At 56.6% G+C, this 14,021-nt stretch carries 3 protein-coding genes and 7 pseudogenes; 2 read left to right on the top strand and 8 right to left on the bottom strand.

Going from position 1 to position 14,021, the window contains the following annotated elements; genetic code table 11:
• The first annotated feature begins 2 nt into the window (after nucleotides 1-2).
• Nucleotides 3-1,908, top strand: a pseudogene (locus KTH07_RS23360) (transcription antiterminator).
• Between the two features lie 32 nt (nucleotides 1,909-1,940).
• Here the strand turns inward: KTH07_RS23360 and nrdG are convergent.
• The 5 genes and pseudogenes from nrdG to KTH07_RS23385 form a co-directional block, all read right to left on the bottom strand.
• The gene (gene nrdG, locus KTH07_RS23365; RefSeq protein WP_023302982.1) at nucleotides 1,941-2,405 is read right to left on the bottom strand and encodes an anaerobic ribonucleoside-triphosphate reductase-activating protein; all 465 of its coding nucleotides are present in this window, start codon (nucleotides 2,403-2,405) and stop codon (nucleotides 1,941-1,943) included.
• Between the two features lie 104 nt (nucleotides 2,406-2,509).
• Nucleotides 2,510-4,575: pseudogene (gene nrdD, locus KTH07_RS23370) on the bottom strand (anaerobic ribonucleoside-triphosphate reductase).
• A gap of 433 nt (nucleotides 4,576-5,008) precedes the next feature.
• Nucleotides 5,009-5,579, bottom strand: a pseudogene (locus KTH07_RS23375) (PTS sugar transporter subunit IIA).
• 12 nt (nucleotides 5,580-5,591) lie between these two features.
• Nucleotides 5,592-8,175, bottom strand: a pseudogene (locus tag KTH07_RS23380) (glycoside hydrolase family 38 C-terminal domain-containing protein).
• A 10-nt stretch (nucleotides 8,176-8,185) separates the two neighbouring features.
• Nucleotides 8,186-9,583, bottom strand: coding sequence for a PTS fructose transporter subunit IIC (locus KTH07_RS23385; RefSeq protein WP_071842881.1), 1,398 nt, complete (start codon nucleotides 9,581-9,583; stop codon nucleotides 8,186-8,188).
• Between the two features lie 179 nt (nucleotides 9,584-9,762).
• Here KTH07_RS23385 and KTH07_RS23630 point away from each other — a divergent pair.
• Nucleotides 9,763-10,296: pseudogene (locus KTH07_RS23630) on the top strand (MurR/RpiR family transcriptional regulator); the annotation flags it as partial.
• Here KTH07_RS23630 and KTH07_RS23395 read toward each other — a convergent pair.
• The 3 genes and pseudogenes from KTH07_RS23395 to treB form a co-directional block, all read right to left on the bottom strand.
• Nucleotides 10,279-10,761: pseudogene (locus KTH07_RS23395) on the bottom strand (oligogalacturonate-specific porin KdgM family protein); the annotation flags it as partial. The pseudogenes KTH07_RS23630 and KTH07_RS23395 sit on opposite strands and share 18 nt — an antisense overlap.
• 134 nt (nucleotides 10,762-10,895) lie before the next feature.
• A pseudogene (treC, locus tag KTH07_RS23400) lies at nucleotides 10,896-12,550 on the bottom strand (alpha,alpha-phosphotrehalase).
• Nucleotides 12,551-12,601: 51 nt separating this feature from the next.
• On the bottom strand, nucleotides 12,602-14,020 hold the full coding sequence (gene treB / locus KTH07_RS23405; protein WP_020480548.1) for a PTS trehalose transporter subunit IIBC: 1,419 nt from the start codon (nucleotides 14,018-14,020) through the stop codon (nucleotides 12,602-12,604).
• Nucleotide 14,021: the final 1 nt, after the last annotated feature.

Consider the following 14,021-nt stretch of genomic DNA (forward strand, 5'->3'; position numbering starts at 1 on the left):
ACGTGCGATTTCCGAACCAACGTTTAGCGCAACTTTTCGATCTGTTGCAAAACGAGACGCTGCCACAGGACGAGCTGGCGCAGCGGCTGTCGGTCTCCACGCGAACCGTCCGGGCGGATATCACCGCCCTGAACGCGCTGCTGGCCAGCCACGGCGCGCAGTTCATTTTGAGCCGGGGCAACGGCTATCAGCTCAAAATTAATGATGTGGTGCGCTATCAACAATTGCAGGCGTCCCACCCGCGCGCTGCGTATTCCGCGAACCGGACCGGAGCGCGTGCACTATCTGGTGGTGCGTTTTCTGACGTCAGCCTTTTCCCTCAAGCTGGAGGATCTGGCCGATGAGTGGTTCGTCAGCCGGGCTACGTTGCAGAGCGACATGGTGGAAGTGCGCGAGTGGTTTCACCGTTATAACCTGACGCTGGAAACCCGCCCGCGCCACGGGATGAAGCTGTTTGGCAGCGAGATGGCGATCCGCGCCTGCCTGACCGACCTCCTGTGGGAGCTGGCGCAGCAGGACAGCCTGAACCCGCTGGTGACCGACGTGGCGCTGAATGCGGGGGTGGCGGAAAAGATGGTGCCGGTGCTGCACGATGCGCTGACGCGCCATCACATTCGCCTGACCGATGAAGGCGAGCTGTTCCTGCGCCTGTACTGCGCGGTGTCGGTGCGGCGCATCAGCGAGGGTATCCGCTGCCGGAATTCCACGCGGAGGACGTGGAAGAGAACGTGCGTGAGGCGGCGAAAGATATCGCGGTGGCTATCCAGGAGCTGGCGGGCAAAGCGCTTTCGCCGTCAGAAGAGAGCTGGCTGTGTGTGCACATTGCGGCGCGGCAGATCCAGGAGATCGCCCCCAGCGCGATTAACGCCGACGACGACGAAGCCCTGGTCAACTACATTCTGCGCTACATCAACACCCACTATAACTACAACCTGCTGAGCGATGAGCAACTGCATGCAGATCTGCTCACGCACATCAAAACCATGATTACCCGCGTGCGGTATCAAATCATGATCCCCAATCCGCTGCTGGATAACATCAAGCAGCACTACCCGATGGCGTGGGATATGACCCTCGCGGCGGTGTCGAGCTGGGGCAAATACACCCCGTATGTGATCAGCGAAAACGAAATTGGTTTTCTGGTGCTGCATATCGGCGTCGGGCTGGAGCGCCATTACAATATCGGCTACCAGCGCCAGCCGCAGGTGCTGCTGGTGTGCGACGCCGGTAACGCGATGGTGCGCATGATCGAGGCGGTACTTCAGCGTAAATATCCGCAGATTGAGGTGACGCGCACGCTCACCCTTCGTGAGTACGAGCTTGCCGATGCCATTGGCGAAGACTTCGTGATCTCCACCGCCCGCGTGAGCGAAAAATCCAAACCGGTGGTGATGATCGCCCCGTTCCCGACCGATTATCAGTTAGAGCAGATCGGCAAGCTGGTGCTGGTGGATCGCACCCGCACGTGGATGCTGGAAAAATACTTCGACGCGGCCCATTTCCGCATTCTCGACAAGCCTGTCGACCAGCAAACGCTGTTCCGCGAACTGTGCGGGCAGCTTGAAGGAAGGTTTTGTCGGCGCGGAGTTTCTGGAATCGGTTATCGAGCGTGAAGCCATCGTCAGCACCATGCTCGGCGACGGCATCGCGCTGCCGCACTCCCTCGGGCTGCTGGCGCAAAAAACGGTGGTCTACACCGTGCTGGCGCCGCAGGGCATTCAGTGGGGAGATGAAACCGCTCATGTCATCTTCCTGCTCGCCATCAGCAAAAGCGAGTACGAAGAGGCAATGGCGATTTACGACATCTTTGTCACCTTCCTGCGTGAACGCGCGATGGCGCGCCTGTGCCAGTGCGAGAATTTTGCGGCGTTTAAGGCTGAGGCGATGGAGAGTTTGAGTCGGTTTTGACGTTCAGGCGGACAGAGGATATCCGCCTTCATTCAACGCAGATGATGCACAACCTGGTTGCTGCTGCCGCGCCAGATAAGCATAGGATCTTTTAGATCCTGCACGAACTTGCCGTCGACCAGGACGTTAATCAGATCCACCACTTCCATCTGCTGCGCATTCAGTTCATCCAGCTTATAGCCCGTCCAGACCCAGATGTCTTTTCCTGCGCACTCGCGGCGGATGCGTTTTACCAGCTTCAGGATCGCCGGCACGTTTTGCGGATGGAGCGGGTCGCCGCCGGAGAGCGAGATCCCCTGGCGTTTGATGCGCGTGTCGTTCAGGTCGTTGATGATGCGGTCTTCCATCTCAGCGGTAAACGGCATACCCGAGTTCAGGCGCCAGGTGCTTTTGTTGTAGCAGCCGGGGCACTCGTGAACGCAGCCTGATACAAACAGGGTACAGCGGGTGCCGGGGCCGTTGACGATGTCGACGGGGTAGTACTGGTGATAGTTCATCGCGAATAACCACGCCGGGTGGCGCTGCGCTTACCCGGCCTACAAAGAGAGCGGTCCGTAGGCCCGGTAAGCGCAGCGCCACCGGGCATTAACGTGGCAGCGGATTACCCGATCTGCCCATTCCCCAGATGTTTCACCCTGCGCTTCACCTCTTCCTGCTTACCGGCGTTAAACGGACGGGCATCCGGGCTGCCGAGGTAGCCGCACACGCGGCGGGTCACGGAGACGCGGGCTGCGTCGTGGTTACCGCATTTCGGGCAGGTGAAGCCTTTGCTGGTGCATTCGAACTCACCGGTAAAGCCGCACTCGTAGCACTCGTCAATTGGCGTGTTGGTTCCGTAGTACGGCACGTGCTGATAGCTGTAATCCCACACGTCTTCCAGCGCCTTCAGGTTGTGCTGAATGTTCGGGTACTCGCCGTAGCAGATAAAACCGCCGTTCGCAATGGGCGGATAGGCCGCTTCAAAGTCGATCTTGTCGTACGGGTTCACCTTCTTCTCCACATCGAGGTGGAAGCTGTTGGTGTAGTAACCTTTGTCGGTCACGCCTTCCACGATGCCGAACTCGGCGGTGTCCAGACGGCAGAAGCGATCGCAGAGGTTTTCGCTCGGCGTGCTGTACAGGCTGAAACCGTAGCCAGTTTCCTCTTTCCACTGGTCTACCGCATCGCGCAGGCGCTGCACAATCGCGATACCTTTCTCACGCAGGGCGTCGTTGTCATAGATGTGCTTGTCGCCAAACAGCGCGTTAATCGTTTCGTGAATGCCGATATAGCCAAGAGATCGATGCGCGACCGTTTTGAAGATCTCCGACACATCATCGTCCGCCTTCAGGCGCACGCCGCAGGCTCCTTCCATATAGAGAATTGGCGCGACGCGGGCTTTCACCCCTTCAAGACGGGCGATGCGGGTCATAAGCGCCTTACGTGCCAGCTGTAAACGTTCATCCAGCAGCGTCCAGAAGGCCGCTTCATTCCCTTTAGCTTCCAGCGCGATGCGCGGCAGGTTCAGGCTGATGACGCCCAGGTTGTTGCGCCCGTCGTGGATCTGCTCGCCGTTCTCATCTTCGTACACGCCGAGGAAGCTGCGGCAGCCATTGGCGTTTTAAACGAACCGGTGACTTTCACCACCTGGTCGTAGTTGAGGATGTCCGGGTACATACGCTTGCTCGCGCACTCCAGCGCCAGCTGCTTGATGTCATAGTTCGGATCGCCAAACTTGTGGTTCAGGCCGTCACGAATGGCGAACACCAGTTTCGGGAACACCGCCGTTTTACGGTTTTTACCGAGGCCGGAGATGCGGTTGCGCAGAATAGACTGCTGGAGCAGGCGTGATTCCCAGCTGGTGCCGAGGCCAAACCCGAAGGTCACAAACGGCGTCTGGCCGTTGGCGGTGTGCAGCGTGTTTACCTCATATTCCAGCGACTGGAACGCGTCGTAGCACTCTTTCTCGGTGCGGGAACGGGCGTAACCGTCGGCATCCGGGATCTGCCACTCTTCCGCCGTTTTACGGTGTTTGTTGAAGCTCTCGGCCACGAACGGGGCCAGCACTTCATCGATGCGGTTAATGGTGGTGCCGCCATAGATGTGGCTTGCCACCTGGGCGATGATCTGCGCCGTGACCGCCGTCGCGGTGGAGATGGATTTCGGCGGCTCAATCTCGGCGTTACCCATTTTAAAACCGTGGGTCAGCATGCCTTTCAGGTCGATCAGCATGCAGTTAAACATCGGGAAGAACGGCGAGTAGTCGAGATCGTGATAGTGGATCTCACCGCGCTCGTGCGCAGACACCACGTCGCGCGGCAGCAGGTGCTGGCGGGCATAGTGCTTGGCGACGATACCGGCCAGCAGGTCGCGCTGGGTTGGGATCACTTTGCTGTCTTTGTTGGCATTTTCATTGAGCAGCGACGAGTTGGTTTGCTCTACCAGGCCGCGGATCTCCTGGTTCAGGCGACCGCGTTTCTCACGCTGGACGTCACGGTCGTGACGATACTCAATGTAGGCGCGCGCCAGCTGCTTGTACGGACCAGACATCAGCTGGTTTTCAACCGCGGTCTGGATCTCGTTGATATCCACCTGGCTGCGTTCATGCATCTGGCTGCTAACGACTTCTGCGACGGTGGCGCAGTAATCTGCGTCATCGACTCCCGCTGCTTTAGCTGCACGCAGAATGGCTTCTTTGATGCGCTCTGATTTAAACGGCACTTTACAGCCATCACGTTTCATCACATGCGGTGTCATGATCACTCCATTTTAAAAACAGGTTATCCACAAAGGTGGAGAAGTATTCACCGGACGTATTCCTCGCCGCGGCAAAGACTTCCCGCGTGCCCAGCTCGTGTTATCCACAATTCCGGCCAGCGTTCGCGCCGTCTTGTTGTTGGAATAGTAGACGATAAATACAAGATGTTGGGTCGGCGTGCATTTTAAGTGCTACATATAGTGATTTGCATCAAACAAGTTTGCGATTTTTTGATGCAGAACAAAGTAAAAGACGAGTACATACGGCGGGCGCTGGGGCAATTGTAAAGACTCGAAGGAAAAATCTGATTAATTATTCAACAAAAACAAGCGCTCAGCAGAGCCTGTGCTGAGCGCTGCTCGATTAACTCACCCCGCAGGCCCAGCTCAACCCTGCCTGCAAAGGCTACGGTAACGATGCAGCCCAGTACCAACGGGATGAGAAGAGAGCTTTCGGGGGCATCGTCCTGTTTTTGAGAACCTTCATTACTCAGCGCAGACATCGCCTCTTCCCGCGTACGCGCCGCCAGCAATTGCTCACGCACCCGCTCATCCGTGAGTCTGCTGGTCAGCGTCGTCAGCAGGTGCATATGCGTACTGCCTGCTTCCGCTGGCGGAATGGCGAGCAGGAAAACCATCCTCACCTCTTCATCACCCTCCAGCCCCGGCCAGCATATCGGATCGTCAAAGAGCGCCAGACAAAATGCCGCCTGTTGCACCGCCTCGGTTTTACCGTGCGGGACGGCGAGCGCTTCACCCAGCGCGGTAGGGCCTTCACTTTCACGTTGTAAAACGCTTTCGATAAATGCCTCTCGATCGTTGATGACCTTCCGCCTGGCGAGCGGCTCGGTGAGCCAACGGATCACTGCTTCCGGCGTACGTTGGGGCGGGTTGATAAACACCAGATCGGGATGCGTCAATGCCAGCAAGTTCATATTAAGCCTCAATCAAAAATCGCAGGTTGCGGAGGGAGGATCGCCGTTACCGGTTGCATCGGCTCTTCCAGATAGTTGATCTGCCGTAACACTGCCAGACTTTCCGGGACGGGAGCCGGTTGTGTCCCGGCGTTAAATACGCGTAAGACGGTGCCATGCAGCAGCTGCGCATGGGGCAGAGCGGAAAGGATGAGCGGCTCCGGCACGGTCAGTAGCGAGAACTCTGCCGGAAGCCTGCGCTCGGGCAGACGCAACGAAAAGCGCTCAAGACGGTGATCGAGCGTGTGTAGCGTTTGCCGTTGGTAGGTGAAGGGCTGTCCAGCCGCCTGATTTTCCAGCTGGCGCAGCGTGAGGTGGTCGGCGTTGTCGGCCAGCGCGACGGTGAATGAAAAGCGCAACGGTTTCAGCAACTGGGCATCAGGAGTCTCAACCACCGTATTATTGATGCCGGAGGCCGACCCGGTCGCCATTCGAGATCGCTGCGTCCGAGCACGCCCGTCGATTTAAACATCGTCAGGGCAATAGCAGCGGGTTCGCTGCCGATAATCTGAAATTCTTTCATGCCACGGCTAGTCACAACCAGCGCTTTACCCGGTTCCGTGACAGCGATAATGCCCTCGCTGGTTTCGATATCCACGGGCTTCTCGCGATAGCGTTCTTGCCAGTGTTCACCGTCATATCCCGTTTCGCGCTGGATGATTGCGAAGGGCTGTGAGGCGATAGCGTGACGGGTGTGAACATCGCTGCCGATCAGTAAACGTAGCCGGTGATCGCAGTGGCTGTTTTCCAGCGAAGCCTCGACATACAGATTCGGATCGTCGTGGCGTAATTCGCAGACCAGACGAATGGATAACGGCGTTCGGGCCGTATCCTGACGGCTGGCGAGATCCTGCGGAAGACGCATTGTGGCCTCGACGGTCAGCTTTTCGACAAGCGGCGTTTTTACGCCGTCGACGAGCGTAAAATGCGAACAGCGCGTCGGCGCGTCGCCCGCAAGCGGTGAGAAATCGTAGCTGTCGCCCGCGTCCGCGCAGTCTTCAAAGGTAAAGAAAGAGGGGATACGTCTGCCGCTGCGTTTGTCATGCAGGGTAAGCGTTCCGGCATCCAGCGACAGTCGATAATGCGCATTCTCAATCTCGCTGCCCTTTATCTTTTCAGACGCCAGGAAAGGCGCAGGGTCTTCTTCAACGTTAACGGTGAGATAGCCGATCGGCGGCAGAACCGGTGTCTTTACCGCAACGTGCCAGCGGTAATAAGGGAGAAGGGGCGTCTCGCACTCGCCCTCGGCGGTAAGGGAGATCGCCGTTCCGCCGGGCAGAATGTCTCTTTCCAGGACGTCGAAAGGGATGGGCTGCCCCTGATGCGTCAGGGCGATATTATCCGCCCGGCTATACAGTGTGGCTATCACCACGCGCTGCGTTGGGGTAGCCAGCGAGTTAAAAATCAGCAGGTCGCCATCCTGAACGCAGGCGGCGGCCAGGGTTTTCACCACCAGATTCCACAGGCTATGGCACAGCTGTTCGGTTTGTTCCATACGATGCAGAATGTCGCGGTTGGTGGCATCGCTATTACAGCCGCCAATGGAATCGTGGGCATGGTTTCGCAACAGCTTTTTCCAGAGGGTGTCGACTACCGCGAGGTTGACCGGAATCCCCTGGTGACGCGCCATTGCGATTGTCGGCTCCAGCTGTCGCAGGATGAATTGTTCAACCTCATCGTTTTTCTTTTTGATGTCGTAGCGCACGGAGCCGATCGTTTTATGGATGCGGGTGTAGCGCGGCGATTTCAGCTCTCCTTCCAGGAGCTCAAACTGTTCACGCTGCGCGCGAAGGGTTTCTACATAACGCTCCAGAGAGCTGATGAAGTAACGGTCCTGATCCGGGGACTGTGCGCTGGCGACCTCCAGAATTTTCGGCAGCGCCGGGTCGATGCTGACCTGATCGCCGCCGCAGGGCAGGAGCAGGTCGTTTAGACCGGCCCGTGAACGCAAAAGTGTGGTCATCGGGTAGATTTTTCCCCGGAGATGGGAGGCTTCCGAACGCATGTTTTTAGCCGCGCCATAACCGAGCGCCATCGCACAGGCGATGACGGTCGCACCTGAGGGTGCGCGCCAGAGGAACTGGCTGCTTTTGGCGTGCCTGTCGTGATCGATACCGCGCCAGAAGACGATATTGTCGATATTGCAGCCCTGCAAGATCGTGGGCATTTGCGCATTGTGGCCAAAGGTATCCGGAAGATACCCAACCTGCATCGCATGCCCCAGCGTCCGGGCAGAAAAAATGCCGTACTTCAGGTTGCGGATAATCGATTCGCCATGCACGTTATAGGTGTCCGTCTGGGTATACCATGGCCCTACGAAGATCCTTTTTTCTCTGACCAGCTTTTCCAGCCTGGCGCGATAATCAGGATTGATGGCGAGAAAGTCCTCCACTACCGCCATCTGTCCGTCAAGGTGATAGCAGGTGTAAGCGGAGTCCTGCTCCAGCGTGTTGATGACGTCCGCAAAATTATATGACGCCAGCACCATGCTGTCCTGACGGGTGAAATACCACTCCTGATCCCAGTGCGTATGGGCAATGACGTGGATCTGATTCATGACGTTCCCCTTATCTGGCGTTCTTTGGGCTGACATAGAGCACGCCCAGGGCGCAAATCAGTGCGCCAATAAAGACGCTCGCCAGGTAGCCCGCCACGTTGGTTGCCAGCGGCCAGCCCCAGACGGCTGGCAGAGGCAGCGTCTGCTTCACGCCAAGGGTAATGGCGACCAGCGCGCCGGCGACGGCACCGGTCATGAACACCGGGATCAGACGTGGGTTTTTCAGGATGAACGGGATCGCGCCTTCGGAGATCCCAATCACGCCCAGCAACAACGAGGTGCTACCGACGGTTTTCTCTTCCTGGCTAAAGACATCCGGTAATCCAAAGCGGCCGTTGAGGAACGCAGCAAAGCCGACGCCAATGGAGGGGATCACGATGGAGAGTTCGCGGGCGGTTAAATCAAACGTCTCGCTCATGCCGTTCAGGCCGAGCGCGACCGAGCCTGCCGCCTTGTTGACCGGACCGCCCAGGTCGAACGCGGTGCCCGCGGCGATCATCGCGGAATAGAACCCGCGCCCGGTGTCACCTGCCGAGGTAAAAAAGACCACCATCAGCTGGTTAAGCGAGCCAAAAATCGGGTTAATCAAATATTCCATGACCATCACCAGCGTAATGCCGGTGATCAGCGGGACGAGCAGCATGGTTTTAATGGTGGTGAGCTGCTGGCGGACGTGAATCGAATCATTGAGCCAGCGCACCAGATAGCCCACAAAAAAGCCGATACCAATGGCGCCGAAAAAGCCGGATGGCATAAAGCCTTCGATATCAAAGAAGCGCTTATAGACTTCGTCTGACATGATGCCGCCAATAAGACCGGGGATGAGTGCCGGTTTACCGGCAATGGAAAACGCCAGATACATTGCAAAAACGGGATACATGAACTTAATGGTCATAAAGCCCACTTTATCCAGCACGCTGAACGGCGAATGTTCGATGTTAATAAACTGCCCGGTTATTTTGGCCGTCGCCATCATCAGCCCACCCATCACCACCACCGGCAGCATATAGCTGATGGCCGCCATAATATGGCCAATAAAAATCTGGTAAGCCGAACGCTGAAGATCGTCTTCTTGTGCGACAGTGGTGACGTTTTTTTCCTTTGCCAGCGCCTGACGCAGATAGCGATCGGTATGTTTGATCAGCTCTTGTGTGCGGGTTTGAAGGTGAGGAATGTTTTCAAAACGCTCGGCATCCTGAATGGGAACGTCGGTTGCCAGAATAATGGCCGTGGCGGAGGCGATATCCTGTTTTGTTAAGCGGTTTTTAACGCCGTCGCTGCCCTGCGTTTCGACCTTTACCTCGATATTGTGCTCGTTAGCCCATGCAATAATTTTATTCGCCGCCATAAAGGTGTGTGCGATACCTGTCGGGCAGGCCGTTACCGCGACAACTTTTTGTTTCGTCATTGTCATAATTCCCTGGATGTGAAAACAGGGGAAGTATAAAGAGAACCTAAAACAGTTTTTAATGTTTGCTAATACTAATTACGTATCGTGATACGCGTAAATTCAATGTGTGAAGCGCCTTCCAGAGACTATTTCTCTGTTGTGTTAATATCATCTCGGGATTAAACGGGGCGTAATAGATGAATTCATTCCAGGGAAGTGAACGTTTGATATTTGAATACATTCAGCATCATGCGTGTAATATTTCTAATATATCGGCAAAGAGATTGCCCGTGATACCTTTACCACGACAACATCCGTTAATCGTGTATGTAAAAAAATGGGCTATAAAAGCTATACCGAGCTTCGGTACCGTTTTTTACGCGACCATTTTACACCTGCACCTGCTACACCCGACGTGGGGCCGCAGCCGGATGATATTGTGACAGACGTGTCCAGGTTGCTTACGCATTCCAGCCATATCTATCTTTACGCACGGGGCCTCGCTCACCAGCCTCAACTACCTGTCGCGCTTTTTGTCGCTGGCGAGCCTGCCGCACCTTATTTTGAATGACATGCACCAGTTGACACGCGTATCGAAGGGGACGCTGGTGTTGATCAGTAAATCCGGGGAGACGCAGTCGCTGATTGAAATGGCGCGTAACGCGCTGCGCAAAGGGTTGAAGATTATTGCGATTACCCGTCAGGGGTCGACACTGGCGGCGAGTATAACCGCTGCCGTCGAGTTCTTTATCGCTGTGCGCGTCATTGACGGTGTTATAGCGGTAACGGGCGGAGAGATTCAGACCGTTATCGAAGGCTTTCCAGCCCTGAATGAAGGGGCGGTAATGCGTATTGCTGGCGGTGAAAACCGTCACCATGCCAGGCGCAACGGCGAAACCATTTCCCAGATCGAAACGCCAGCGCGTTTCGATTTCCTGTGCCGCTTCCGTTAACCCTTTGTCGTCTGGGTTATATCTGTCGGTATCACCAAAAAACGTATCGTTATGGTTTTGAGCGGCTTCAACGGAGAAGTAAAAACCGTTATTCGCCTGATGCATGACCTTAATGCGTGAATCATTTACGTCTGAGCGTGTATTATGACCAAAGCGAAGATCGACGGACGTATTTCCGCACCATCCCTGCGTGCTCAATAATAATGCGCTAATACACGTTGCTTTAATAATTATCTTTTTCATAATATCCTGCCGAGGTTATTTAATTGGCAGGCTATTTTTATTTTGAGTGCGCCATATTGTAAAAGTTATCGTCGTACATTTAGCGTATCGCTAAACATAAAAAAAGAGATACAGCATGCTGTATCTCCTGAGGTTTATTCCTGCACCCACCAGATAGCTTCAAACGGGCGCAATAGCAACGTATCGGGTCGGAAGGAACCTCTTCATAGTTGCTGAGTGCCACCCGCCATGCTCCCTCTACGGGGACGGGCTGCCACTGCTGGCGCGCGTGGCTCAGGTTCGCCACCACCATCAGCGTTTGTCCCTGCCACTGGCGGCGGTAGCACCACAGGGAAGGGTGGTCAGGCAGGAGATCCTCATAATCCCCCCACGTCAGTACCGACAAGGTTTTGCGCAGGCGAATCAGCGACTGATAGGTGTAAAACACCGAATTGGGGTCGTCCAGCGCCGCGCGGGCGTTCACGGTTTCGTAGTTGTCGCAGACGCCAATCCACGGCTCGGCCTCGGTAAAGCCCGCATTATGCGAGGCGTCCCACTGCATCGGCGTGCGGCCATTATCGCGTGACTTACTCGCCAGAATCGCCAGTAGTTCATCCGTATCGCGACCGTTAGCCCGCTGTTCGGCGAACATGTTCAGGCTTTCCACGTCGCGGTAGTCGGTGATACGGCTGAAATGCGGGTTGGTCATACCCAGTTCTTCACCCTGGTAGATATACGGCGTGCCCTGCATCCCGTGCAGCACCATGCCGAGCATTTTCGCCGCCGCCACGCGGTGTTCCCCTTCGTCACCAAAGCGCGACACGATGCGCGGCTGGTCATGGTTACACCAGAACAGCGCGTTCCAGGCTTTGTTGTGCATCCCCTGCTGCCAGTGGCGGAAAAGGGTTTTTAGCGCCACGAAGTCCGGCTTCGCCTTCGTCCATTTTTCGCCGCCGGGGTAGTCTACCTTGAGGTGGTGGAAGTTAAAGGTCATCGACAGCTCGCGGCCGTCAAGAGACGCGTACTGTTGGCAGTTCTCCAGCGAGGTGGAGGACATCTCGCCCACCGTCATCAGATTACGCGGCGTAAAGACGTCGCGGCTCATCTCCTGAAGATATTCGTGGATGCGCGGCCCGTCAGTGTAGAAGCGGCGACCGTCGCCGAGGGTATCGTCCGGGAAATCCTGATCTTTTGAAATCAGGTTAATCACGTCCAGACGCAAGCCGTCCACGCCGCGATCGGCCCAGAACTCGCACACTTTTTTCAGCTCGGCGCGCACCGCCGGGTTTTCCCAGTTGAGATCCGCCTGCTCCGGTGCGAACAGGTGCAGATAATACTGCTCGCTTTCGGCGTGCCAGCGCCAGGCGTTGCCGCCAAATTTGGAGCGCCAGTTGTTGGGAAGCGTATCCGGCGTACCGTCGCGCCAGATATAGAACTGGCGGTACGGACTCGCTTTATCCAGCGACTCACGGAACCAGGCGTGCTGCGTGGACGTGTGGTTAAAGACCATATCCAGCACGATGCGGATGCCGCGTTCATGCGCCCGGGCAACCAGCTCGTCAAAGTCGTCCAGCGTGCCGTAGGTCGGATCGATGGCAGTGTAGTTCGCCACGTCGTAACCGTTATCCACCTGCGGGGAGATATAAAACGGCGTCAGCCAGATGGCGTCAATGCCGAGGGTTTTCAGGTAGTCCAGGCGCTGCGTCACGCCGCGCAGATCGCCCGTGCCGCTGCCGGTGGTGTCCTGGAAACTCTTTGGGTAAATCTGATAGATGACGCCGTTCTGCCACCAGTGAGGAAGGGTATTCATAGTACGTTCCTGCAAATGCGAAGGGGCGCAACTGCGCCCCGAAAGAGAGAATTAAACAATCTGCAACGTGCCCTGACGGAACTTACGCTGGTAAACCACAGTAGTCAGCGCCATTGGGATGATAATCGCCACCGCCATCGCCAGCGCAAATACCTGCCAGAACGCGGGCTGAATGGAGAGGATACCCGGCAGGCCGCCGACGCCAATCCCGTTCGCCATCACGCTGTTCAGGCCGCACAGCAAGCCCGCCAGACCGGAGCCGATCATCGCGCAGAGCATCGGGAAGCGGTATTTCAGGTTGATACCGTACATCGCCGGTTCAGTGACGCCGAGGTAAGCGGAGATGGCAGCCGGAACGGAGATCTCTCGCTCGTTGTGCTTACGGCTGACGATGATGATGCCGGTTACCGCCGAGGCCTGCGCAATGTTAGACAGGGCGATGATCGGCCAGACAGGCGTACCGCCGAGGCTCTGGATCATCTGCATATCAATCGCCAGCGTGGTCTGGTGCACGCCGGTGATCACCAGCGGAGCGTAGAGGAAGCCAAACAGCGCGGCACCGATTGGCGCGAAGCTGCCGGTCATCAGGTGACGGACCGCGAAGGCCACGCCGTCGCCAATCATGCGGCCAAACGGACCGATAAAGGCGTGCGCCAGGAACACCGCCAGGATCAGCGAGCAGACCGGGACCACCACTAGATAGAGGTAATCCGGCACGATGCGCTTCAGGCGCGTCTCAATAAAGCCCAGCGCCAGGCCCGCCAGCAATGCCGGGATCACCTGCGCCTGATAGCCGACTTTGGCGATGGTAAACAGGCCGAAGTTCCACACCTCTGGCGTTTGCTGACCAAGTAAGTAAGCGTTCATTAACTGCGGAGAGACCAGCGTCACGCCGAGCACGATACCGAGAATTGGCGTTCCGCCCATCTTGCGCACCGCGGACCAGCAGATCCCGACTGGCAGATAGAAGAAGATCGCTTCGCCAATCAGCCACAGGAAGTCATAGATGCTTTGCAGCGCCGGGTACATCTGCGCCAGGGTTTTGCCGTCGCTCATTGGCACATCGCCGATGACGTTACGGAAGCCCAGAATTAAGCCCCCGCTGATCAGCGCTGGCAGCAGCGGGAAGAAGATCTCCGCAAAATGGGAAATCAGCTGCTCATGCCATTTCATATTCTGGCGCGCGGCCTTCTTCGCCTGCTCTTTATCGGCGGAAGAGTGCCCGGTAGTCGCCAGCAGAGCCTGATAGTAATCGCCCACTTCGGTACCAATCACCACCTGAAACTGCCCGGCGTTGGTGAAGCAGCCTTTAACCATAGAAAGCTCTTCAATGGCCTTCGGGTTGGCTTTGGCCGGATCGTTCAGCACGAAGCGCAGGCGGGTAATGCAATGGCTGACGGTGGCGATGTTATCGCGTCCGCCGACCAGGACGATCAGCTGATCGATATCTGTTTGTTTGACTTTACTCATC

Origin of the sequence: Enterobacter cloacae complex sp. ECL72, assembly GCF_019056635.1 — a bacterium.
GTDB classification, from domain to species: Bacteria; Pseudomonadota; Gammaproteobacteria; order Enterobacterales; family Enterobacteriaceae; genus Enterobacter; species Enterobacter hormaechei_C.

Coding starts and splice junctions, on each gene's coding strand:
- treB (WP_020480548.1), bottom strand. CDS start 14,020: ATGAGTAAAGTCAAACAAACAGATATCGATCAGCTGATCGTCCTGGTC.
- KTH07_RS23385 (WP_071842881.1), bottom strand. CDS start 9,583: ATGACGAAACAAAAAGTTGTCGCGGTAACGGCCTGCCCGACAGGTATC.
- nrdG (WP_023302982.1), bottom strand. CDS start 2,405: ATGAACTATCACCAGTACTACCCCGTCGACATCGTCAACGGCCCCGGC.